The following is a 24,322-nucleotide window of genomic DNA, read 5'->3' on the forward strand; positions in this document are numbered from 1 at the left end:
TTACTCAGAGCGCGCTCGCTATCGCATCCGATGCCGCGGAGATCTTCGTGGCATCCTGGCCACCGCCCTGCGCAACATCGTCCTTGCCGCCGCCTCCGCCGCCAAGAACACCCGATGCAACCTTGACAAGGGCACCGGCCTTCACACCGCTCTCGCGCGCGGCCTCGTTCGTAGCGACAACAACGAGCGGGCGCCCCTTCGATTGCCCGAAGATGGCAACAACGGCGGGCTCGGACTCGGCGATCTTCGAGCGGACGTCGAGAGCGAGCGTGCGCAGGTCGTCTCCGCTTACGCCGTCACCGAGGTCCTTGAACGCGTAGAGCACCTGGCCGCGGCGGGTTGCGGACTTCGCAATGTCATCGGCACCCGCCATGAGCTGTGCCGTCTTCATGGACTGGAGTTCCTTTTCTGCCGCCTTGAGGCGGGACATGAGGGAGTCGATGCGGTCGGGCAGCTCGTTCGGGCGTGCACCGAGAATCGAGGAGATCTGCGAGACAAGCGCGCGTTCCTTGGCGCCTTCGGCGTAGGCTCCCTGGCCGACAAGCGCGTCGATGCGGCGCACTCCGGAGCCGATCGAAGCCTCGCCAAGAACGGAAACGAGACCGATGGTGCCGGTTTCGGGAACGTGGGTTCCCGCGCACAGCTCCTTCGACCAGTCGCCACCGATCGAGACGACGCGAACCACGTCGCCGTACTTCTCACCAAACAGCGCGGTCGCGCCCTGCTTCTTGGCTTCGTCCAGGCTCATCTGCTCGTCGGTAACAAGGAGGTTCTCCTGGAGGCGAGCGTTCACGCGGCCCTCGATGTCGGACAGAACGTCGGTGGGAACCTGCTGGCCGTGACGGAAGTCGAAGCGTAGGCGCGACGGAGAGTTCTCGGAACCGGCCTGCGTAGCCTGGTCACCGAGGAACTCGTGGAGCGACTTGTGGACCATGTGAGTGGCCGTGTGCGCGCGGGCGATCTGGCCCCTGCGGTCCACATCGATCTCTGCGTGGACAGTGTCCTCCAGAGCAATCGATCCCTCGGTCAGGGTGCCGCGGTGAACGATCAGTCCCTTGATCGGTGACTGAACATCCTGAACGTCCACGTAGCCGCCACCGCCAACGGAAATGAAGCCGTGGTCGGCAAGCTGGCCGCCCTGCTCCGCCCAGAACGGAGTCTGGTCCAAAATGACCTCGACATCGGCGGGCGCCTCAACGGCAGGTACGGGCTGGCCGTCGACAAGAATGCCAAGAACCCGACCATCGGTCTGGGTTTCGGTGTAACCGAGGAACTGGGTCTTGCCGGCGTCGCCCAGCAGCTCGTTGTAGACGTGCACGTCGACGTGGCCGGTCTTCTTCGCCTGTGCGTCAGCGCGGGCACGGTCCTTCTGCTCCTGCATGAGCTGAGTAAAGCCGTCGGCGTCGACCTCGACACCGGCTTCCTCCGCCATCTCCAACGTCAGGTCGATCGGGAAGCCGTACGTGTCGTGCAGGGTGAAGGCATCAGATCCTGTCAGGATCGGCTTTTTGCCGGAGTCCTTGAGCTTCTTGACGGCGCCTTCGAAGATCGTGGTGCCCGAAGCGAGCGTCCTGCGGAAGGCTTCCTCCTCGGCGTAAGCGATGTCGGAGATCCGGGAGAAGTCCGTCTCGAGCTCGGGGTACGAGGCCGCCATGGAATCCTTCGATACAGGAAGGAGGGTCGGCAGGGATACCTCGTCAACGCCGAGAAGTCGCATGGAGCGGACTGCGCGGCGGATCAGGCGGCGCAGAACATAGCCGCGACCGTCGTTACCGGGGCGGACGCCGTCGCCGATGAGCATGAGTGAGGAACGGACGTGGTCGGCAATGATCCGCATCTTCACGTCGTCTTCCGCATCGGCACCATACTTCTTGCCGGTCATCTCTTCCGTGGTCGAGATGACGGGGAAGATCTCGTCGATCTCGTACATGTTCTCCTTGCCTTGGAGAAGGTACGCGATGCGCTCGAGGCCGGCGCCAGTATCAATGGCCTTCTGGTCGAGCTCGCCGAGGAGCGGGTAGTCGTTACCGGTTCCCTCGCCGCGCAAGAACTGGTCAAAGACGAGGTTCCAGATCTCCAGGTAACGGTCGCCACCCGGATCGACGTTGCCGCCGACCGCTTCAGGGCCGTACTGGGGGCCACGGTCGTAGTGGATCTCGGCGCATGGACCGGCGGGGCCGGGCTGGCCGGTCGACCAGAAGATCTCTTCGCGGGTGAGCTTCACAAGGTGCTTGGGATCAACACCAATGTTCTTCGTCAGATAGTTATAGGACTCGGCGTCCTCTTCCCACAGGGTCACCCACAGACGGTCACCATCGAGACCGTAGCCGCCCTCGTCGACAGGCGAGGTGAGCAGACCCCATGCGAGATCGATGGCGCCTTCCTTGAAGTAGTCACCGAACGAGAAGTTGCCGTTCATCTGGAAGAACGTGCCGTGACGCGTGGTGCGTCCCACGTTCTCGATATCGTTGGTGCGGATGCACTTCTGCACGGAGGCGGCACGCGGCCAAGGCGCCTTCTCGGTTCCCACGATGTAGGGGATGAATGGGACCATGCCGGCGATCGTGAACAGGATCGACGGATCCGGCGACACGAGCGGCACCGAATCGGCGATGTGGTGGTCGTGCTTGCGGAAGTAGTCAAGCCAACGGGTGCGAATCTCAGCAGTACGCATGGTTCCTCTTCGTTATGCCCGAGGGGGCGGATTATGGTCGCCCAGTGAACTCGATCAGTGGGCGGTTGTCATGGTGTGGAGCAATGCTCCGGGGCCTGCTCACGCGACGCGTGACTGCCCAATATTCTAGCGGTTTCCGCGAAGCTTTCCGACAGCGTTACGCACCGCAAGGAACGGCGCCGACACGGTCGAGGTGACGAGTGTCGTCGTGGCCGAAAGATCCTCCGCGGTACGAGCCGCAGCGGTGGTGATCGTGTCGATGCGTTCGAGCTGCGTGTTGGTCCGTGCCACGGTCTCCGCGGCGTTCGTCAGGGCCGGAATTGTCTCGTCGGTGAGTTTCTCTACCGACTTCGTCAGCTCGTCGAAGGTCTTACCAAGCTTCGTCAGCGGGCGGACCAGGAATACGACGAGTCCCACAAAGGCGAGGGCGGCGATGATGGCGGCGATTCCGCCGAGTGTGATCTCCATGGCTGCTTCTTTCGGATAGAACGAACTCCCCGAGCATATCGTGCCCGGGGAGTTGCGTTGAATATCAGCGAGAGTAGAACTCGACGACCAGCTGCACGTCACAGGCAACCGGGACCTCGGCTCGCTTGGGGCGACGCACGAGGGTGGCGTTCAGCTTCTCAAGCTGAACATCGAGGTACTCGGGGACGTCCGGCAGGACGTCGCGGTGAACGCCCTGTGCAGCCATGAGGAACTGGTCCGAGGCCTGCGACTTGGCCTTAACCTGAATGGTCTGGCCGGGCTTCACGCGGAAGGAAGGACGGTCGACGATCTTGCCGTCAACGAGGATATGGCGGTGCACAACAGCCTGGCGAGCCTGGGCGATGGTGCGTGCAAAGCCGGAGCGGAGGACGAGAGCGTCAAGACGCATCTCGAGAAGCTCAACCAGGTTCTCACCGGTCTGGCCCTCAATACGGTGTGCTTCCTTGAAGAGCGTGGCAAGCTGTGCCTCGCGAATGCCGTACTGGGCGCGCAGACGCTGTTTCTCCTTGAGACGGACCGAGTAGTCCGAGTCCTTGGTGCGGCCGCGGCCGTGCTCACCCGGACGGTAGGGGCGGCGCTGCATGTAGCGCTCAGCCTTGGGGGTCAGGGCGATGCCGAGGGCGCGGGAAAGGCGCACCTGCTTGCGGGAACGAGAGTTAGACATATTTCTCCTGTCGAATAAGCTGCACAGTCTCGAGATCTCGAGACCGCGGGGCCACCTCGTGGCTAAGGCCCCAGGGATGTCGCCGAAGCAACCGAACTAGCGTATCACTGCTCGCCATCAACTATGGAGCGGTACTTGGCTAAACGCGGCGTGATTTGCGACTCGTAGCCATTCTCCGTCGGCTCGTAGTACCGGGTGCCCGCCAGCTCATCCGGCAGGTATTGCTGGTGCACAACGTGACCCGGGAAGTCGTGAGCATACTTGTAGCCCTCCCCCGCACCCGTTTGGCGGGATGCCCACACGGAACCGTCGCGCAGGTGATTCGGGATCGAACCAACCTTGCCGTCCCGCACATCCTTGATCGCCGCGTTGATCGCGTTGTACGCCGCATTCGACTTCGGTGCGGTTGCCAGGTGAACAACTGCCTCGGCGAGAATGATCCGGGCCTCCGGCATGCCGACCAGGGCTACCGACTGGGCTGCGGCCGTGGCGGTCTGCAGAGCAGACGGGTCCGCCATCCCAATATCCTCGGCGGCCGAGATCATGAGCCTGCGGGCAACGAACCGCGGATCCTCCCCCGCCTCCAACATTCGCGCCAGGTAGTGCATGGCAGCATCAACGTTCGAACCGCGAATGGACTTGATGAACGCAGAGATCACATCGTAGTGAACATCACCATCGCGGTCGTAGGCTACTGCCGCAATGTCAATCGCTTCGGAAACATCCTCAACCGTGATCTCGGATTCACCGCGTGCCTCGGTCGTGCCGGCAGCCGCCTCAAGAACCGTCAGGCTCCTGCGAGCATCCGATCCGGCTAGCCGGACAATCATGTCTTTCGACTCCGCCGGGAGACTGAACTTCCCTGCCAGCCCACGTTCGTCACTCACAGCCCGTTCCAGAAGCTTCCCAATATCTTCGGGTCCCAAGCCGTGCAGGGTCAGCATGATTGAACGGGACAGCAACGGAGTAACGATCGAGAACGACGGATTCTCCGTTGTGGCGGCAACAAGGATGACCCAGCGGTTCTCCACCGCTGGCAGGAGAGCATCCTGCTGCGTTTTTGAGAAGCGGTGCACTTCGTCAATGAAGAGAACCGTCTCCGCACCCGATGTCGTCAGGTGCCGACGCGCTTCGGCAATAACCGCGCGGAGTTCTTTCACTCCAGCGGAAACTGCCGACAGCTCGACGAACTTACGGGCACCCGAGCGGGCAATCAAATAGGACAGTGTCGTCTTACCGGTGCCGGGAGGGCCCCAGAGAATTACCGAGGACGGGCCCGAGTCACCGGAGTCGGACTCGATGAGTCGGCGTAGCGGAGCTCCGGGAGCCAGTAAATGGTCCTGCCCCAGCACGTCGTCGATGGTACGGGGCCGCATGCGAACGGCAAGAGGCCCGCGGCTATCATTCGGAATACCAACCGTTTCCATACCAGCGTTGTCGAACAAATCCACGATGTCAGTGTAGCCCCTTCACTTTCGCGGCTCGCGTCGCACAAACCACACCCCGCTTCAGGTCACTCGTTCCACGCTTCGATACGGGGGACCAAGGGCGAACGAGGTCCCGGTTCCCCTGTGGGAAAATCCCCTTGTCGTTATAAGGAGAATGCATGAAACAGTTCGAGGATTGGCTCAACGGCGTCACGGACCCGATCACGGCGTGGCTGACCACCGTCAACGACTGGGTCTACAGCTGGATTGTCATCATTGCCCTCGTCGGCACCGGCATCTTCCTTACCTTCGTCACCAAGGGCGTGCAGTTCCGGCACGTACGCACCATGTTCCAGCACCTGAAGCGCTCGCGGCAGGGCGCCAAGGGCGGGATCACCTCATTCCAGGCCTTCGCGATCGGCATGGCTACTCGCATTGGAATCGGCAATATTACGGGCGTGGCTCTTGCCATGATTCTTGGCGGGCCGGGTGCCCTGTTCTGGATGTGGGTGGTTGCCTTTTTTGGCATGGCCACGGCGTTCTCCGAAGCAACGCTTGCCCAGCTATTCAAGCAGCGGCACCCGGATGGCACATTCCGTGGCGGACCCGCCACGTATATTCTTCACGGCACAAAGTCGCCGTTCCTCGCAAAGCTTTTCGCCGCGTTCATGGTTTTCTGCATGGTTGTTGCCATGCCCATGGTCCAGGCGAACTCCATCTCGGGCGTGCTTCAGTCCAGCCACAATGTTCCTTTGTGGATCTCCGGCGCCATTATTGCGATCGCGGCGGCAACGGTTCTTATCGGCGGCGTTCGGGGCATTGCCAAGGCAACGGAGATCATCTCCCCCGTGATGGCGCTCGTCTACATCGTCACGGCACTGGCAATTATTGTCCTCAACCTCGATGCTCTTCCGGACTTCTTCAGCGCGGTATTCCGTTCCGCGTTTGGTCTCGATGAGGCGCTCGCCGGCACGGCCGGTGGCATCTTTGCCGCCATCCTCAACGGCACCCGCCGCGGCCTGTTCTCCAACGAGGCCGGGATGGGAACAAACCCGAACGCCGCGGCAACGGCAACGGTTGACCACCCGGTGTCTCAGGGACTTATCCAGGCACTTGGCGTCTTCCTCGACACGGTGATCGTCAGCACCGCGACGGGCTTCATCATTCTCACCTCGGGTGTGGTGGATCTGAGCGGGCTTGACTCCACGGCCTCCTCCTACCTCACATCCCAGGCCGTCATGGGATCACTGGGGACGTGGATGGCGTGGCCGTTCTCGATCATGATCTTCTTCTTCGCTTTCTCGTCGATCCTGGGTGCCTACGCCTATGCGGATGCGAACATGGTCTTCCTCGGCTGGACATCGAAGATCTGGGAACGGGGCGCTCAAGCGCTTGCCGTCCTCTCCTCCGGCGTCGGCGCCATTCTCGCCGTACCCTTCGTGTGGACACTCATGGACTCCGCCATGGCATTCGTGACAGTTCTCAACCTCATTGGCGTCCTCGCGTTAACGCGGTGGATCACCGGTGCTCTGAAAGACTTCGACGAGCAACACAAGCAGGGCAACGAGCCGGTCTTTAACGAAGACACTGCTAGCCTGCCGTCACGCCTACCCACGAACGGCTGGGTCCTCACCGAATAGGGAAACGGTTGGGTGTCGACTAAATGGGCGCCGAGTGAGAAGCGACCAGAGATAGCTCCCCTACGTAGGGGATCCCTCGGCGCACAGATCGAAGGCTACGCTCTCCACCCGGCTTCTAGCGCCCGGCTTTCAGCACCCAGCCTCTCGCACCCACCTTCAACATTGGACGACCGAATTAAGCACCGGTGGTTTTCCATAAGTTGCGATAGGTGTGCCGGCGGTGTCATCGTGCGCGACCGTCAATGACGTGCACTGATATGAAAACCTGCGCCGGGCAGTGGAGAACCCCGACCATGGGCCACTCAAAGGAACAAGAACTCTATGAGTTCATTAAACACCCTCATCAACGCCAGCGGATTTCAGCACATTAGTCATCAAAAACCGATGGAAAAGGACCTAGATACCCGGATTAGCATCCACTAGGTTCATCAACCACATAGAGTTGTAGCGTCAGACCTAAAGCGCTGGGGCGGAGGCCACCCTGAACCGGCCCACGGATGTAAGGGATGACAAACCCTGGCCCTGTAGACCACGTGAACACAGGGCGAAGGTATTTCACTCCTGATCGCATATACGCTGTGAGAAGTATTAGCCCCGGTCGTGGCAACGTGGCTGTGGGAACCCTGTTAACTCATAGATCACAGCCGTCTGTCGACAACAATCAGGTGTCGACCTGGGATAGACTCGCCTGTGTTATTGATAAGCGTTCGCTGAGCGCCGCCCGGCAGGTCATCTCCGTGAGAACTCCGGCTCGAGTCTCAGCGGGAATAAGAGTTGATCGGTGAATCTCAAGTCTGTTGCGAAGCAGGTACGCACGGGACTCTGGCACCTGCGCAACGGTGGCCCGGAGCAGCTGAAGAAGTGGCAGAGCCGGAAAAAGCTCTCCGGCCCCTACTCTCTGGCGGGCCCCGGATCGGGACGAGCACGGCGTAAGGGTGCGGCTTTTGATCCGCTCGATATACCCGAATACCAAGACCTTGACCGTCCCCGCGCTTTTGAGGGCATGAGAGTCGCCGTCATCATGGACGACTTCTCCCTGCGAGCCTGGGGCCACGAGTTCACCACTGTTCAAGTAACACCAGACAATTGGCAGGCCGAACTCGATAGGGGCGTCGACCTCCTTTTTGTCGAGTCTGCCTGGAACGGCAACGGTGGGGCCTGGCAGTACCAGTTCACCGGTTCGAAGGCACCGACCGAACCGCTTCGGCAACTCGTTGCCGCCTGCAAGGACAGGGATATTCCCACGGTCTTCTGGAACAAGGAAGACCCGCCCCACTTTAATGATTTTCTCGACACCGCCAAGCTCTTCGACGTTGTCTTTACCTCGGACTCGAACAAGATTGAGGATTACAAGCGAGAGCTTGGGCACGACCGCGTTGAATCCCTGAGCTTTGCCGCTCAGCCTTCGATTCATAATCCGGTCCGAAGCCCCGAGCTACACCAGACCGGTGACATTGCATTTGGCGGCATGTATTTTGCGCACAGGTACCCGGAGCGCCGCGAACAGATGGATCTGCTTCTCGGCGCCGCCTCGAGGGTCAGCAAACGCGGATACGACTTTACGATCTATTCGCGGTTCGCAGGTGCAGACGAAAACTACCAGTTCCCCGCACCGCTCGATAAGCACGTGGTGGGTTCACTCCCCTACGACAAGATGCTGACGGCCTACCGCACCAACAAGGTGTTCCTCAACGTGAACTCGGTTGTCGATAGCCCGAGCATGTGCGCACGCCGAGTCTTCGAAATCGCAGCCTCGGGAACACCCGTTGTTTCGACCCCCTCCGTTGCGCTACAGGAGTTCTTCCCGCACGACGAGGTCCCGCTCGTCGACAATACCGAGGAAGCAGAATGGACGATCAGGGCACTCTTGCGTTCACCCCAGTTCCGCGACCGAATGGTTCACAAAGCCCAGCGCCGGATCTGGCAGAACCACACCTACACGCATCGCGCCGAGCAGGTGCTCCGTGCCGCCAGCCTGCCTGTCGAGAACAGCATTCTAAATAAGCCGTCCATTACGGCCATGGTCTCCACCAACAGGCCCCAGCAACTCGATCACATCCTGTCCCAGGTATCTCAGCAGCGGGATGTCAATGTTCAGTTGGCACTGTGCACACACGGATTCGACACCGACATTGAGTCCTTCAAGTCCAAGGCAAAGAAACTTGGATTGGAGAATGTCACGGTGCTCCGCGGAGATGAATCGTGGAAGCTTGGTGACTGCCTCAACAAGCTGGTCGAGGTAGCCGATGGAGACTTTGCGGCCAAGGTCGACGATGACGACATTTATGCACCCCAGTACTTGCGTGACCAGATTAATGCGGTCTGGTACTCGGGCGCTGATCTGGTTGGTAAGCAGGCCTGCTATCTGTACCTGGGAAGCATGGGTGCTACACTTCTTCGGTTCCCGGAACGCGAGCACCAATGGACCACCTTCGTGGCGGGCCCGACCCTTCTCGGCCCCACCGAGACGTTCAGGAACTCGCCGTTCGAAAGCCGCACCAACGGCGAAGACAGTGCCTTCCTTCGCCTCGTTGCGGACCAGGGCGGCAAGACCTACTCGACTGACCGGTTCAACTTCCTTCAAGTGCGCGGTAACACGCAGCACACGTGGCAGAGCCACGATCTCGAGTTCCTCGCGAACAGCGAGTACATCGGGACTGGCTACAACCCAGACTTCGTTGTTGCCTAACCCGGCAACTGAAAGGTAGAAATGACTAAAACCTTCTCCCCCACGGACTCTTTCCAGAGCCTCTGTGTGATCGGGCTGGGATACATCGGGCTTCCCACCGCCGCCTTCATTGCTTCCAAGGGCATTGCAGTCACCGGTATGGACACCAATCAGAGCTATGTTGACCGGATCAATGCCGGCGAGGTTCCGTTCTTCGAGCCCGACTTCGAGGAGACACTCACGCGCGTAGTCCGCGATGGTTCACTCAAGGCCTCCTCCGAGGTTCCCCACGCCGATGCCTACATCGTTGCGGTACCTACCCCGTTCAACGACAACCACGAGCTCGACCCCACCTACATCGAGTCGGCAGCGGAGTCGATCACGCCCCACTTGATGGGTGGCGAGCTCATTGTTCTCGAGTCCACATCCCCGCCCGGAACGACGAAGAAGCTGGCGGAGCACCTGATCGAGATGAGGCCGGACCTGACGCTCGAGGACGGCAAGCCCAACAGCGTCTATTTCGCCCACTGCCCCGAGCGTGTTCTGCCGGGCCGGATTATGGTTGAAATGGAAGCAAATGACCGGGTCATCGGTGGCCTCACCCCTCGCGGCACCGAGTTGGCACGAGACCTCTACGCAACGTTCTGCACTGGTGAGCTTCTGCTCACCGATGCGACAACAGCCGAGATGGCAAAACTGACCGAGAACTCGTTCCGGGACGTTAACATCGCCTTTGCAAATGAGCTCTCCGTTATTTGCGACAAGCTCGGCATTGACGTCTGGGAGCTCATTGAGCTCGCAAACCACCACCCGCGGGTCAACATCCTCCAGCCCGGCCCCGGAGTCGGTGGCCACTGCATCGCGGTCGATCCCTGGTTTATTGTCTCGGCAGCACCGGAAGAGTCGAAGCTTATTCAGGCGGCCCGTAACGTGAACGACAGCAAGCCCGAGCACGTGATGGACAAGGTGCTAGCGAAGGCCGCTCGGATCAAGAACCCGACGATTGCAGCCCTCGGCATTGCCTTTAAGCCGGATATCGACGACCTGCGCGAATCCCCTTCGCTCGAGATCGTCCGTGAGCTCGCAACGATTCTCGAAGATGGCGACATCCGCGTTGTCGAGCCTCACATCAAGGAGCTCCCGCCCAAGCTTAAGGATCTCGACAGCCTTCAGCTCCAGGACCTCGAAACGGCAATTGCCGACGCTGACATTGTTCTTGTCCTTGTCGACCATAAGCCGTTCAAGCAGTTCGACCGAGCAAAGCTGGGCGACAAGGTCATCATCGACACAAGGGGCCTGTGGCGCTAGAAAAGATTCTCAGGCTCGGAGTTAAACTCCAGCTCCCATGAAGAAAATGAATAACCGAGTGAATCGTGAGGGTGGTCTGAAAGTCGTTCGGGCCACCCTCACGCACAGGCGATTAGTTATTATTTGCGAAAGATCGGCTTGTAAAACGTCGATAAGCTACTTAATTCCCGACCGCTTCACAACTTCGGCATAAATAGCCCGGCCCACTCGCTGCTCATACGGCAGGGACAGCATGGCGAGGATGAGTCGGCGGGAGTTGAACGGCAGTGCCACGATTGCCGCAAGATCGTATTCTGCGTAGGAAGCTCCCGCCCACTTCGTCAGCCGGTGCTCCCAGTAGAACAAGTCGTGCAGATCGTATCCGTGGAGCCGGTCATCCGTGAACTGTGTGTACTCGATGTAGTCCTGAAACTTCTTGATGAGCTCCGGGTCTTCTGAGACCTTCGAATATGCGTACTTTTTCGCGAGCCACTCGGGTGTGATTGTCGACTGTTCTCGACCCGTGAAGAACACGGTTCCAATTTCACCGCCGACACCAATAAACAACGCGGAGTCTGCCTGCAATTGCTCATAGAAAGAGGAAGTGAGCGTCGGGAATCGTGCCCACGCTGGGAAGGTTGCGTTGTAGAGTGGGCCGACTTCCTTCGCCACTCCATCAATATCAATCACCTTGAACCTGAGCCCAGCATCCAACGCCATCTGGTTCGCTTTCAAAAGGTCGGTCGCTGTGGTTGCGGCGCCCTTCTTAAAGAAATGGTACGTCATGAGGGTGACGTCTTCGCTCTTGTGATTCAGAAGATCCAAACTGGCTGAGAGAATTGCGCGCGAGTCCTGCCCCGCAGTGAGAGCCAGATAAGAATGATCGGCGACGCCAAGCCATGCTTCCATGTTGAACCGCATCTCGTCCATGAAAACATCGGTCGCCTCGTCGAGACTCAAGGATTCTAGTTCGTGCTTTGGGAAATACCGTACGTGGGTGACCTTCGAGCCTTGAATACTCAAATGACAATTCGCGATCACTTCTGTGGTGCAATCGTGCGGTGCAATGAGTGCCGGGAGCGTCTTACCACCGGGATTTGAGTAATCTGGATGCCGCATGATCCAGCGGTTTTCAGTTACCTCGGTGTTGCCGGTCGCATGAGCAATCAGCGCCGAATGCGAAGCTAGGTAGGTGGTCCTCTTCCAACGCCCGGTTTGGCCCCAGAAGCAGGTCAAAGTTGCCATGGGATCGGTATACACCCTGGCTTCGCTTCCACGTATTGCTATGGCAACGTAGCGTCCGCTGGTGTCGAGAACAGTCTTTTCGAACGAGTCGAAGTTACGGTCTGCCACGAGTTTTTCATGTAGCACCGCAACCGTCTCCGCCGTCTTTGTGCTGCCGGACTTCTTGTGAAAGGCGTGACCGAGAACGAGAGTAGAACAGTTTGATTCCGAGAGGTACGAGTGTGCAAGGTCTGGCGCCATTGCAAGGTTGTAGCCCCGCTCCAGTTTCACTCGGGTCCAGCTCTCGGGTACGTAGTCTCCGATGACGCCGTTCGCGAGAATGTATCCCTTGGCGAAGGTGTTCTCGTACCTGTACTTGTCGGCAACCGTGGCAGACCGCTTATGGCGTGCGTGGTAGCGGTCCCATGCCTGCTGGAGCGTATTATCTGAAGGGCTTGTCATGGTAGCTACTAGACCTCCAGCTGGTCTTGAGCGTTCCCCATGTACTGGAGGATCCCGGTGGAGAACAGCTCTTCGTCGGCAACGGACCAGGTGTGGCGTCCCTTGTCCTCCCAACGATTCACAATGAAGTTGAACCGGTCGGTGCTATAGATCTTCCCACCATCAGCGCGGATCTGCTGGAGGAGAGCCGAGTCCTCCCCTAGGCTCTGATCACTAAACGGGTACTTGAGGAAGACCTCCCGCTTGGCTACGAAAGTCGCGCCGCGAACAAAATCGTCGATCTTGTTTTCCTTTTGCGGATAGGTGAGGACGGTGGAGTCCGTTGACTCGAAATAAATGTAGCTCGCAGCCTTACCGACAAGGGTTGCTCCCGAGAAGTCGAGGGCATGTAGCTGGTCCCGGACATAGTTCTTGCCGTACCAGTCATCATCATCCATGCGCACAAGCACATCCCCCGTCGTGTTCTCAATCGCAAGGTTGAGGTTCTGGCCGAGCGAACTCTCCGGAGCCGTATAGATCAGCTTGACGATAATGCCTGCTTCGCGAACAGCATCGAATTCGCTCTCATCGAAGTCGAAACCGTGGCTGACAATGACAACTTCCTCTGGCTGACGGACCTGTCGGAGCAGGTTCTCGGAAATATATGCGGCGGAACCGGGCACATTTGTCGAGATGAAGACGGAGACGGTGCCCCTAACATCCTGAACGTCTTGTCCGATTGTTTCGAGGATCGTATCGACACGGTGGGAGTAGGTGTTCTTCTCCCACACGATTCGCTGCGCCTCGTGGACCTTGCGGTCGCGGTACTCCGACGAGCGCGTGAGAAGGCGAATCGCCCTGGTCGCCTCGTCCTGATCGGATACGACGGACAGAGTATCGCCAAAGAAGTGGTCGATTGCTGGGCTCGGGGGTGTAACCACTGCCGTACCGCACGCGGTGGCCTCAAAGATTCGCCTGGCACACATCGTTGACGAGGTCACGACCGAGTTGACGTTCAGAACAGCCTTGTAGAGCTTGTAGGCCGTGATCATCTGCGGGTAGGCAAGAGAGCCAACAACGGCCGAGTCGTAGGGAGCCGGGAACTGGTAGGCGGGATCCTTGCCAAGCTGGCGGGAGAAGATTTCCAGCCCGAAGTCGTGCGCGGCAGGAAGAAGGTAGTCCATCTGTGCCCGGCGCTCGGGATACTTGTCCCGGAAATACATGCCACCGAAGGCAATGTTCCGTGCCCTGCCGAAACGGCTGACCTTCACGGGATTGTGAATGAGCGGTTGCGCGGCAAAGGGCAGCAGGCCGATACGATCGTGGCCCAGGCGCTTCATGTACTCGGGAATCAGATCCCCATCGGTCGTAAAAACGTAGTCGGCAAGTTTTGCGACATCGAGGAAGTCCTCGAAGTGCGGCGGATCTTCCTTGTTCCAGAACACGACAGGAATGTTCTTCGACTTTGCGTAAGCAATAGCGTCGACGACCGCCGGTCGAGGAGCAGAGGTTCCGACGAGGTGGTAGCGCCACGATCCGTCGTTACCTTCCCAGGCGCTCTCAATGAAGAAGAGATCCGGGTTCTCGTCGTCAATGATCTGCTTCCAGGTGTCCGGGGTCGGAGTCAACTGAATCCACTCGGGAGCAAATGCGGCGAGGGTAAATTCATCGGCGATGACCATGGCCTTCGTCGTGCGCTTCGGAGCAACATCCGGCATGGTGCTTTCGGGGATCATCTTCGTGTCAAGGAACGGGCGCGCCGACATTCCAGCACCGGAATCCCCCACGTCCTCACCGTCGAAGCCGGATGCATACATGTGCACGGCAGCCTCGTGGACGGTACGGATCATAGGAACGGCCTTACCGACCGAGCCCGCGGTATTGCGCGTATCCTGGGCTATGTTGCCAACGCGGTAATCAATCTTGCCGACTTGTTGCTTGGTCTGTCGCATGTCCTTGCGAACCGTCTCCACGCCGATGCGGACAAGCTCGAGAGCGATGAGGATCAACCATCCGATGAGGCCGATCAGGAGCGTTGCCGCGATCAGCTCTGCGTGGCCAGCAATAGCGACAACGATGATAGCGATCAGGGTCGCAAGGCCAACCAGCCCCGTGTAGAGCAGTCCTCGCTTTGACTTGAGCGTGCGGACGATGTTGTTCACGACATGCCTTTCTTAGGTAAGTTCAGCGCGGTCGGCTCAGCGCCACAGGCCCTTGGTGTCAATAACGATCTTCTCTTCCAACAACGCACGATCAATCGACTTGAACTTTGTGTGGTCAACCAAGACCAGAACGATGTCGGCCTCGTTGATGGCCTCGAGGGTGCCCTGCAACCGTACGTTCGAGAACTGCGCAAGGCGCGACGGTAGTTCGGAGACATGAGGTTCAACAACACGAATATCGCCTTCTTCAAGTTCACCGGCCAGCCGCTCGACGATTGACAGCGACGGCGACTCGCGCAGGTCATCGATGTCGGGCTTAAAGGCGATGCCAAGCGCAGCGATAGTCGGGTTCTTGATGCGGTACGCCTTGGCAAGCACCTTGTCGATGACGTAGCCGGGCTTCGCGTCGTTGATGTTGCGGGCAGCCTTAATGATCTTTGCCTCTTCGGGAGCCGCAGCCACGATAAACCAGGGGTCCACCGCGATGCAGTGTCCCCCCACTCCGGGGCCGGGCTGGAGGATGTTCACCCGTGGGTGGTGGTTGGCGAGCTCGATGAGCTCCCAGACATCAATTCCGAGCTTGTCGCAGATGACAGAGAGCTCGTTCGCGAACGCAATGTTGACGTCCCTAAAGGAGTTCTCCGTCAGTTTCGCCATCTCCGCCGTCTTCGCATCCGTCAGGAGGAGCTCACCAGTGCAGAACGTTGCGTAAAGCTCCCTCGCCATCTCGGTTCCGTGCGGCGTGAGACCACCGATCATTCGATCATTCGACGCGAGCTCGACCATGATGCGTCCCGGCAGGACGCGCTCTGGACAGTGCGCAAAGTAAAGCGAGTTCGGCTGACCATCCTCTAGCGTGAGGTCGGGACGCAGGGAGATCAGGTAATCGGCGAGCTTCTCCGTCGTTCCGGGCGGGGAGGTCGACTCCAGAACGACGAGTTCACCACCGGACAGTTTGTCGGCGATGCCTTCCGCAGCGGACTTGATGTACGACGGGTCAAGCTCGTGCTTGTCATTGAAAGGGGTCGGCACCGCCACGATGTAGGCGTCTGCGGCCGGGGTCTCGGTCGTCGCCGTCAGCAGGCCCCTACCAACGACATCAACGAGTGTTTCCGCAAAGTCCGGCTCAAAGAACGGGACCTCCCCAGCATTAACCCGGTTGACGAACTTTTCATTGACGTCGACGCCGATAACGTTGATGCCCTTGGAAGCCACAAACGCTGCGGTCGGGAGGCCGATATATCCCAGGCCGATGACACAGACGCTCTGAAATGTGGATGTTGCCGTCATTGCGAGGCCTTTCGTTGACGAGGAAGAGAAGCGATCAAGCGAATCATGGTAGCAGTCCAGGGAAACATACAGTCCGTTGCGCGAACCGGGTTGCCACAATCGCTCGTCGACAGCTGGGCAAAGTCAGTGTGTACTATTCCGGAGCACCTGCCAGTCGTACCTATCTCCTGAAACAGGAAATCAGCTGTCAAAATATCGCCTTTGCTTTGCCAAGGGAGGGCACGCTTCCGCCACCCAAGGCTCGTTAGTTAACCTTTTTGTAACGCGTAAATCGTAACACCTAGTAACCGGTCCTCTCGGGAACCTTCAAAGAGAGTACATAAATCAAGGTATGGCCTACCTGTGCACAACTCCATTTCCGGGCGATGAATGGGCCCGTGCGCAAAGCGAAGGAGCTTCCGAGGAAGCCTGTGTCGTCACCGGAGTTACTTCTCGGTCTCTTGGTTTATGCGGTTAGGCCGTGCCCCGAGGGGAGCCAACTGAGCCACCTGCCAACATGTGACCGTGGAATCTTTGGGGCGTGAACATGGGGGCTACTTAATCATGGAATCGGCAAGTTCAAGATACAGTTGAGCCTGGAAGTATGTCGGATGATGAAAGGGCAATGTGTGAGCTCCCGAGCGCGCGGAAACCGACGGTCAGTCACGATGCTGGGGGCGGTGGCTTCACTGGTGGTTATCGGGCTCGTCGCTGCCTTAGGTGTCTGGAAACCGCAGGTCGTGGTTCCAATTGTGGTAGCAGTTACCCTCTGCTCTTCGGTTATTCTCCTCATTCTTTCCCGCCAGTGGGCTAGGAGGCTCATCAGTCAGGTCAATCGGGTCCGTCGCCAGCTCGATGCGGCCGGTGGGACAAAAGTTACTCGGCAACCGTCCCCCACGTGGAAGGATCACCCCCGAGCAAAGGCACTTGTTGAGGCCCACATCTTTTCGCAAACCTTCTATGAACGGCTGAGCGGTAAGAGCTTTGACTCAGTTCATTTGGCGGCCGCACATTACCTCACGTACTACCTTCAAAAGCTGACGCCACCAAATCCATTTATTGACTTCCACACGTTCCCGCAAGAAATCCAGGATCAAATCCGGCGTGGGCAGATACTTCCTGTTCTTGATTACCTTGGTTCACAGAAGTCGAATAGTCTCGGCCCAGCCTTTTTCCCCAGCTTCGTGTCGAGTGACCCCGAAAGCCCAGTCTCCCCCCTGCGGCAGTTCCTGGATCGGATGGACTCCTCGACGCTTCTTTCAGTCCCGGCACATTCCCCGCTCCACGGCGTAACCGCCCAATCGTATGCGGATGCCGTCACGAACCAATTCCAGGCCCTGTTCGATGAGCAGCGTGTCAATCGTCCCCGACTCACCAGAACCTGGGATCACGCGGGCGAAGCCGCGTGGAAGGAAACCATTCTCAGCTCCCCAGAGACGTTGCGGCCACGCGTCTCGGTTGTCTTGCCGGTCAAGAACCGTCCCGTCCTCGTACGGGATGCTGTGGCATCGATACGGGAGCAGTCTTACGACAACTGGGAATTGCTCATCGTCGATGATCTCTCGACGGATGAAACCCCGGAGGTCCTCACAGAGCTTGCGAACATCGACGCTCGCATCACCGTCTTGACGAACACCGGCTCGGGAGTTTCAGCCGCCCGCAATTCCGGACTGGCTAGGGCAACCGGTGACTACATCGCATTTCTCGATTCGGACAATACCTGGACACCGGACTACCTCGAGCTCATGATCCGCGGGATGCTGTCCCAAAATATCGACTGGGCATACTCCGGTAACCGGCTTGTTGGAAACACCCCGGATGATGTTCAATACATGGCTTACGAAGGCGGAATTGAGGATCTTCTCATCCGCAATCACATCGACATGAATGTCATGGTCATCAGCGCCGACCTTATTCGAAGAGCAGGCGGATTCGACGAAACAATCAAGCGCTGGGTGGATTTCGATCTGGTCATGAGGCTCATGACCATGACGACACCGGTTCTCTTCCCGTTCATTGGTTGCAACTACGATCATTCGATGATTCAGCCGGACCGAATTACGGTCAAGGAGTCCAGCAGATGGCAGGGAGTTGTCCTCGCGAAGAACATCTTCGACTGGGAGCGGGACGAGGCCAATGAGCGGGTTCCCGGCCGAGTATCTGTCATTCTGCCTGCCTATGAAAACAGTCAAAGCACAATCGACGCCGTCGAATCGATCCTTGATAACTGTCGGTATGACGATATAGAAGTAATCGTTGTTGATGGTGGATCGACTGAGCGGCACGCCCGCCGTTATATCCAGTACTTCTCCTGCCGCGACAACATACGGCTCATCCGGCTTGCCCGAAATTTCTACAACTCCATAGGAAATAACTACGGCTACTTCGAGTCGTCCGGGGAGTTCTTGCTTTTCGTCGATCATAAGACGCGCATGAGAAGCGGAACGATCGCTGACCTTGTTAACAAGCTTCGCGATGACAGCATTGCAGGCGTGAATCCCGTCATCCTAAAACGGGACGACACGATTCACTCCGCCGGTGCTGCTTGGGTTGCACCGGGCACCCTCCCCCTGCAGTTCCTCGAGGGGCACCCAGTGGAGGATGCTCGCTACAGTACCGACCATGCTTTCGCCGCAGCATCCGCCACGGGGCTTCTCATGAGGGCGGTTGACTTCCGTGCTCTCCACGGCTTTGATGCCTCATACGTGAGTGCTATGCACGACATAGATCTTACTTTGCGAGCCGCGAAGCTGAGGCCGGGTGGTTTCCGTACAGTCCCGAGCGTTGCCATGGCGCACCTGAAAGGAAATCAAAACAGTAGCGATCAGCAACTGGTCCTTGACGGGCGAGTGTTCATGGAAACGTGGCGAAACGAGCTGCCCGCTACTGATCTTGACCTTTTCTCGACTTCGACGTTTGAAGCCGTTCGGGTCGGCCCTGATAGTAGCCTCCTCAAGCCGGAAGTTCCCACCGCAGCTGTCACGCTTGGACGTAAGGCCGGATCCCCCAGACGCTGGTCGATCAAGAACCCAGCTGATCCAGGCGTGCGCGCCGACGAATGGGGAGATACACATTTCATCAACTCGTTTGCGGCGAGCCTGAGACAACTCGACCAGGAAGTCGTCACGCTGCGGCACGGAGCGCACGCTTCCGCAAGCGGAGTACTCGATGATGTCTCGCTCGTTGTCCGCGGACTGCACCGCACCGTTCCGATTCCGGGAGCAACCAATATTCTGTGGATCATTAGCCATCCCGACAAAGTGTCGGCCGATGAGCTCGCGGGCTTCGACCTCGTCTACGCCGCCTCTCACGCCTGGGCCGAGTGGGCAACCAAAGAATACGGAATTGACGTCCGTCCGTTGCTACAGGCTACTGACGCAACCCGTTTCTTTTACGCAGATCCACCAGCATCACACACGAATGATCTGGTTTTTGTCGGCGGTAATTTTGCTAAGCGCAATCGAAAGTCGGTGGTCGATGCCGTGGAATCAGGCGTACGCCTTAAGGTTTATGGCCCCGGCTGGGAAGGTGTAGTTCCCTCCGAGATGATTGGCGGCCCCTACATTGTAAATGACCGGCTTGCCGATGTTTATCGGGATGCTCGCTTCGTGCTAGCAGATCACTGGGATCTCATGGCACGGGAAGGTTTTGTCCAGAATCGGATCTTCGATGCCGTGGCGAGCGGCTGTCGAGTGATCTCCGACAACGTCAAGGATCTCGATAAGTTGTTTGGCGAGGAAGTCCTCGTCTATCGCACACCGGACGACATCCGCCGATTCGTCGAAGAGTCGATCGCGCAGGATCATGGACAAGCAGAAGCTCGACGCCGCGAGGCATCACAGAAGGTTATCGACAATCACACCTTTGACGCACGAGCCCGGCAACTCGTTACCGATATCGAAGATTGGGAACGTCGCATGAAGTTGTAAGGGTTTCACGCTCCCGATCACAGGATTTAACCAGTAATGTGACTTACGATCACGATGGTGAGAGTTCACGGCGGAAAACGTGAGCAAACCGTTGAATCTTGAGTATGACCATAAACAAAGAGGAAGGGGGCCGCCGTATGGCTCGTCAGTCGTGGCGGAAGATTCTGCGCGCAGTCGGACTTACTTCCACGCCCCCTCCGGTCGAAGAGAAGACCCCTCCAAAGCGACACGAGCGCACGGGAACAATCAAGCTTCCAATCGAAGCGAATGAGATCTACCTGATCTTGCCAAGCACATGGCGGCCGCCGGAAAAAACCTGGATCCTCACGGTGCGGGACGCGAAGGATGCATTCGGCCAAACACCCACGGTCGTGTCGTGGCCATATTCAGGAATCGTCGAGAACCACTACCAGTACGTGCTCGGGCTCGATAACGATGCCTCACATGTTCTTGAGCCCCTGACATTTTCAAAGCCGGTCAGAACAGTCGAGATCAGCATTGTCGACTGGCAAAAGACCGCACGTGAGAACGACGTACCGAGCCGGATTCCCTGGCACGCATCAACAGAAAGCGGACGGCAAGTAGCAGGATGGCTGGACCTGGCATGACCTCAATGAGCCTGCTCCTCGATATTTCCCAAGTCCGGGATGCTTCTTTGCCCGAGAACCTATCCCTCCCCAGCATTGGTGACATTTTTCTTATCGCCAGAACTGATCAGAAGACCGAGTCCGAAGGATTTGTACCAGAGGTCAGCTGGATTCTCGTGGATCCCACCACCCCAAGAACCGACCGATTCTCGCTCGCAATGCAGTACGTGACAAGCGAATGGGTTGCTGTCTGCGAAGGCCCTTGGCCTACATCCCTCACTGTCGGCAACAGCCTGGGTCCCAGGTCCGCACTTCTCGGCGGCAGTTTTCAGACGACGGACAATGTTTCTGCCTCCGAGCATGAAGAAAAGACGGCAACGGCATTTGCTCTGCGAGTAGAGGCGTACTGCGTAGTGCAGGGCTTCAATCCCGCTATCAAGAACTTCGATAGGGCACTGGCTGAGTTTGCGTTACGTTGCCAGTTGCTTGGCTGGGAAGCCAACCTTGGTCGCACTGCCTGCACACTCATTGGACCCGCTGCGGAACCCATCGAGCATGAGGAAAACCGTCACGACGATTCTGACCACAAGCCTTCGGAGCGCGTCGATCTCATCGCCCATCTCCCCCACTGGAACCAGAAGCCCCTAGGAGCTCCTCCCCTGGTTTCGGTTGTTATCGCCACCCGCAATCGTTCGGCCTACCTGAAAGAAGCGATTAACTCCGTTCGACTGCAAACATTCCAGGATTTCGAGATTCTTATCGTCGCCGACGGTGGTAGCGATGACTCTCAGCAGATAGTTGAATCTATCGGCGATCCGCGAGTGAGATACTTCTGGCGGGAGCACGGCGGCATTGCCGCGGCACGCAACTTCGGTGCGGACCAAGCTCGCGGATACTTTACGGCCGTGCACGACTCCGATGACCTCATGCTTCCCAACCGGCTAGAGCTTGGACTCAAAGCACTCCACGACAATGCGATTGCTAGCTACGGAGCGTGGGTGAACTTCGATAACGTCACGGGCGACATGATCATGCACGTCACAAAGGAAGACTTCAATCTTGATGTGCTTTCGGTAACGAGCCAGGCAACCGGGCACCCCACCTGGCTAATCCCCACGTGGATCATTCGTGAGCTCCGGTACGACACAAGGCTGACGAGCGCTGTCGACCACAACCTTGCCACCCGTACGGCGCTTCTCGGGATCCGCTGGAAGCACGTAGGCAAGGCCGTTGTCCTCCGCAGGATCCACCCCGAGCAGGTTAGCGCCGTCGATGTAAAGAACCAGAAGCTCGGCGCACTGCTAACCCGGCAATTTGCGATCACGGGGACGACCACGGAAGCGGAGTGCACTGCTGTTCACCGTGTTAAGGAGCGACATCCGTGGGCGCAGGTCGCTGAGCGTGCGAATCTCGAGAAGAACTTCACCCAGTATCTTCCCGGACAGGAGCAGTCCCAGGCGATCATGGTGACCGGTCCGCTCGCTTCAAAGCTCGGAATTCTCACGACGTACGACCAAGAAATCATTCTCGGATCGGAAGCGGACTATCGCGGCAAAGTGGTCCGCGAACGAGCATGGCTCATGCGGCCCTCAGATGACGCATTGGCCGATCTCGCTTTCAACGGGTACTCCGTTGAACCAGTCCAAGCGTCAACCGCTGACGACCTCGAGCATGTGGCCCGGCAGTGGGTTTCGCTTCAACTACGGGACCTTCAAAGGACAATGGGAATGGCGACGGTTCTTGTCGGCGATGTACCGACTCGTCCGAATTTCACGGACGTTGGTTGTGCAAGTCTTTACCTTCGCACCTTTGACGGAACCGAGGCATGGACTGCACTTGTCCCAGTTGGTAGCGCTCGGGAAGCGACGGCAACAGCCGAAAGGCTAGCTATCGCTTCCCCCAATATCTTGGTGTCAAAGGACGTTCCGGTAACAGAGTTGATGGCGATGATCGGAGCTGAGATCGAATGACCAGGATTGAATGTGCAGTAGCGACCCACGGCAATCTTTCGATGAAACTGCTGACCGAGCAGGACGGTCGAGCACTACCCGTTGGCGAGGTCCTGCTTTCCCGTCCCCCGAGAATCGCGCTCCTCGACCCGGATCGCATCTTCTGGTCAAGCCTCATGATGTTCGGTCCGAGGCTCGACAGTCCCGTGAGCACGAACCTTGTAATCAGTGAGGATACTCGGAGCGTTGCCGAACAGATTTGGGGCCAGCCTTTCACAGTGGCGGAGAATGAGGGGTCAGCTGTTTTCTCCCCCACGCAAGAGCTCCTTCCCGAAACTGCTCGAGTCCTTGAGGTAACAACGCGGAGTTTGAGCATGGAGCGGCGGGAAACCAACGATTCCGTTCTCCAGGTCCTGCCGCTCGACCAGTTCAATGGAACTCTGGCCACCCTTTTCGATATCGCGGTGACGACGAATGCTGTTATGGAGGCGAGGAGACTGCACGGTGAAGGCTCGGAAGCACTCGGGGCAATCGCCATCGCCAGTTGCTTCACCCCCGCTCTGCAAATGACGCACCTGAATCTCCGGGACGATGTACCAGTCATTGACTTCGACGATCGGATCGAAAGTACCCTGAAGCAGCTCAACCTGACTGCGGGGTTCGGGCAGTGAGAATCCTGGTTATCGTGCACACCGTGTCGTCCTGGGGTGGTGTGCAGGAGTGGGCTCTCACCCTGATCCAGGGCCTTGCCAGCAAGGGGCATACCGTCGGGGTGATTGCACCCACTCAGCGGCTCATCGACGAAGCAAAGGAAGCTGGTGCCCGGGGGCTCCGTTCCGATCTTGCCGAGAGCGATCTGTCCGAATGCCTTGGTTGGGTTCAGGAGAGCGGTTGGGACGTCATCGTCTCCTCTCCCATGAGGTCACGTGAAGTCAGCCAATACCTGTCTCACGAGACCGGGATTCCCTTCGTTGCCACATTCCACGGGGTCTATTCTGACTACGTGCAGTCCTGGAAGGACGAAGCCGGTGCCCTGGTCGCAGTCACAGGGTTGCTGGCAAAGATGGTCCATCAAATCGGTGGCGTCCCGCTCGAACAAGTCGCCGTTATCCCTAACGGCGTCCCGGAGTCCGAGCTAGCACGCCCGGGTGTTAGCTTCGAGGACAAGATGGAAGAAGGCGTCTTGCGGATCGCCATGGCGTCACGCCTCGATATCGATAAGCTTAAGCAGCTCGAAGCGCTCGACAATCTCGTGACACAGCTTTCTGATCAGGGTGTTGAGCGCGTTCACGCAACAATCATGGGGGACGGTAGCGGACGCGGATATTTCAATTCACGCCTGCGTGAACTGAGTGAACGAAATAGCGGCTTTACCTACCGACTATCGGGCTGGCTGAGTCTTCCGGACATGCTCGCTGAGCTCGAGCATTCGACCGTGTCACTAACCGCGGGCCGAACTGCTCTTCACAGCCTTGCCGTTGGAACGCCCGTCATCGGCGTAGGCGCACGTGAGTACGTTGGCCTCTTCGTCTCATCACACGTCGACGCGATCGCCGACTCGAACTTTGGCGACTATTTTACGCCGCAAGGTTTTGAGTCCACCGCCGACCTGAGTCTTCTCCTGAATCCAGGCTCGTACGCGCAACTAGCAGCCCAGGGACGAGAATGGGTCCGCCAGGGTTATACGGCTGAATCCATGATCGAGAGCTTCGAGAACCTACTCGCACGCCTGGTCTGATCCCAGGCGGTAACCTTTCATCGCCGGGCCTCTGCATGGCTTCGTTGCGGATCTGGGTCCCTGTTGCATGTGGCAACACCTCAGACAGGGCACTTCCCTCGTCAATCGGAGGGTTTTACGGCTCTTCATAATTGAGTGTGTAGCGGGCGTTTTGCGCGTCGTGGCATGAAACGG

The 24,322-nt window shown here is 58.3% G+C and carries 15 protein-coding genes; 8 read left to right on the top strand and 7 right to left on the bottom strand.

Annotated features, from left to right (window positions below; all coding sequences use genetic code 11):
- Positions 1 to 4: 4 nt before the first annotated feature.
- The 4 genes from alaS to ACTHUY_RS07105 all read right to left on the bottom strand — a co-directional run bounded on the left by alaS (position 5) and on the right by ACTHUY_RS07105 (position 5,278).
- Complete coding sequence (gene alaS, locus ACTHUY_RS07090) at positions 5 to 2,674, bottom strand: alanine--tRNA ligase (RefSeq protein WP_441655446.1); 2,670 nt, start codon at positions 2,672 to 2,674, stop codon at positions 5 to 7.
- Positions 2,675 to 2,800: 126 nt separating this feature from the next.
- Complete coding sequence (locus ACTHUY_RS07095; RefSeq protein WP_126703312.1) at positions 2,801 to 3,142, bottom strand: DUF948 domain-containing protein; 342 nt, start codon at positions 3,140 to 3,142, stop codon at positions 2,801 to 2,803.
- A 64-nt stretch (positions 3,143 to 3,206) separates the two neighbouring features.
- Positions 3,207 to 3,827, bottom strand: coding sequence for a 30S ribosomal protein S4 (rpsD, locus tag ACTHUY_RS07100; RefSeq protein ID WP_126703311.1), 621 nt, complete (start codon positions 3,825 to 3,827; stop codon positions 3,207 to 3,209).
- A gap of 104 nt (positions 3,828 to 3,931) precedes the next feature.
- Positions 3,932 to 5,278: a replication-associated recombination protein A gene (locus ACTHUY_RS07105; protein WP_441675256.1), complete on the bottom strand. Its 1,347-nt coding sequence runs from the start codon at positions 5,276 to 5,278 to the stop codon at positions 3,932 to 3,934.
- Between the two features lie 155 nt (positions 5,279 to 5,433).
- On the opposite strand from ACTHUY_RS07105, the gene ACTHUY_RS07110 reads away from it, so the two are divergent.
- From ACTHUY_RS07110 to wecC (ACTHUY_RS07120), 3 genes are all read left to right on the top strand, one after another.
- On the top strand, positions 5,434 to 6,894 hold the full coding sequence (locus ACTHUY_RS07110) for an alanine/glycine:cation symporter family protein (protein ID WP_441678236.1): 1,461 nt from the start codon (positions 5,434 to 5,436) through the stop codon (positions 6,892 to 6,894).
- A gap of 781 nt (positions 6,895 to 7,675) precedes the next feature.
- A complete protein-coding gene (locus tag ACTHUY_RS07115; RefSeq protein WP_441675254.1) occupies positions 7,676 to 9,583 on the top strand; it encodes a glycosyltransferase family protein in 1,908 nt (635 codons plus the stop codon).
- 21 nt (positions 9,584 to 9,604) lie between these two features.
- Complete coding sequence (gene wecC, locus ACTHUY_RS07120) at positions 9,605 to 10,870, top strand: UDP-N-acetyl-D-mannosamine dehydrogenase (protein ID WP_441675253.1); 1,266 nt, start codon at positions 9,605 to 9,607, stop codon at positions 10,868 to 10,870.
- A 156-nt stretch (positions 10,871 to 11,026) separates the two neighbouring features.
- On the opposite strand, the gene ACTHUY_RS07125 is transcribed toward wecC (ACTHUY_RS07120), so the two are convergent.
- Genes ACTHUY_RS07125 through wecC (ACTHUY_RS07135) form a run of 3 tightly spaced genes read right to left on the bottom strand, consistent with a single transcriptional unit; the run spans position 11,027 to position 15,966 of the window.
- Positions 11,027 to 12,535 carry a hypothetical protein gene (locus tag ACTHUY_RS07125; RefSeq protein ID WP_441675252.1) on the bottom strand — a complete coding sequence of 503 codons (1,509 nt, stop codon included), beginning with the start codon at positions 12,533 to 12,535 and terminating at the stop codon, positions 11,027 to 11,029.
- Between the two features lie 8 nt (positions 12,536 to 12,543).
- Positions 12,544 to 14,676, bottom strand: a complete 2,133-nt coding sequence (locus ACTHUY_RS07130) for a glycosyltransferase family protein (RefSeq protein ID WP_441655440.1) — start codon at positions 14,674 to 14,676, stop codon at positions 12,544 to 12,546.
- A gap of 36 nt (positions 14,677 to 14,712) precedes the next feature.
- A complete protein-coding gene (wecC, locus tag ACTHUY_RS07135) occupies positions 14,713 to 15,966 on the bottom strand; it encodes a UDP-N-acetyl-D-mannosamine dehydrogenase (protein WP_441655439.1) in 1,254 nt (417 codons plus the stop codon).
- A 659-nt stretch (positions 15,967 to 16,625) separates the two neighbouring features.
- Here wecC (ACTHUY_RS07135) and ACTHUY_RS07140 point away from each other — a divergent pair.
- The 5 genes from ACTHUY_RS07140 (at position 16,626) to ACTHUY_RS07160 (ending at position 24,148) form a co-directional block, all read left to right on the top strand.
- A complete protein-coding gene (locus tag ACTHUY_RS07140) occupies positions 16,626 to 19,874 on the top strand; it encodes a glycosyltransferase (protein WP_441675251.1) in 3,249 nt (1,082 codons plus the stop codon).
- Positions 19,875 to 19,978: 104 nt separating this feature from the next.
- Positions 19,979 to 20,482, top strand: coding sequence for a hypothetical protein (locus tag ACTHUY_RS07145; RefSeq protein ID WP_441655437.1), 504 nt, complete (start codon positions 19,979 to 19,981; stop codon positions 20,480 to 20,482).
- Positions 20,479 to 22,431 carry a glycosyltransferase family 2 protein gene (locus tag ACTHUY_RS07150; protein ID WP_441675250.1) on the top strand — a complete coding sequence of 651 codons (1,953 nt, stop codon included), beginning with the start codon at positions 20,479 to 20,481 and terminating at the stop codon, positions 22,429 to 22,431. The genes ACTHUY_RS07145 and ACTHUY_RS07150 overlap by 4 nt, the downstream gene beginning before the upstream one ends.
- Positions 22,428 to 23,081: a hypothetical protein gene (locus tag ACTHUY_RS07155; RefSeq protein ID WP_441655435.1), complete on the top strand. Its 654-nt coding sequence runs from the start codon at positions 22,428 to 22,430 to the stop codon at positions 23,079 to 23,081. The genes ACTHUY_RS07150 and ACTHUY_RS07155 overlap by 4 nt, the downstream gene beginning before the upstream one ends.
- Complete coding sequence (locus tag ACTHUY_RS07160) at positions 23,078 to 24,148, top strand: glycosyltransferase family 4 protein (protein WP_441675249.1); 1,071 nt, start codon at positions 23,078 to 23,080, stop codon at positions 24,146 to 24,148. The genes ACTHUY_RS07155 and ACTHUY_RS07160 overlap by 4 nt, the downstream gene beginning before the upstream one ends.
- The last annotated feature ends 174 nt before the right edge of the window (positions 24,149 to 24,322 follow it).

The organism is Flaviflexus sp., assembly GCF_052087705.1.
Lineage (GTDB): Bacteria > Actinomycetota > Actinomycetes > Actinomycetales > Actinomycetaceae > Flaviflexus > Flaviflexus ciconiae.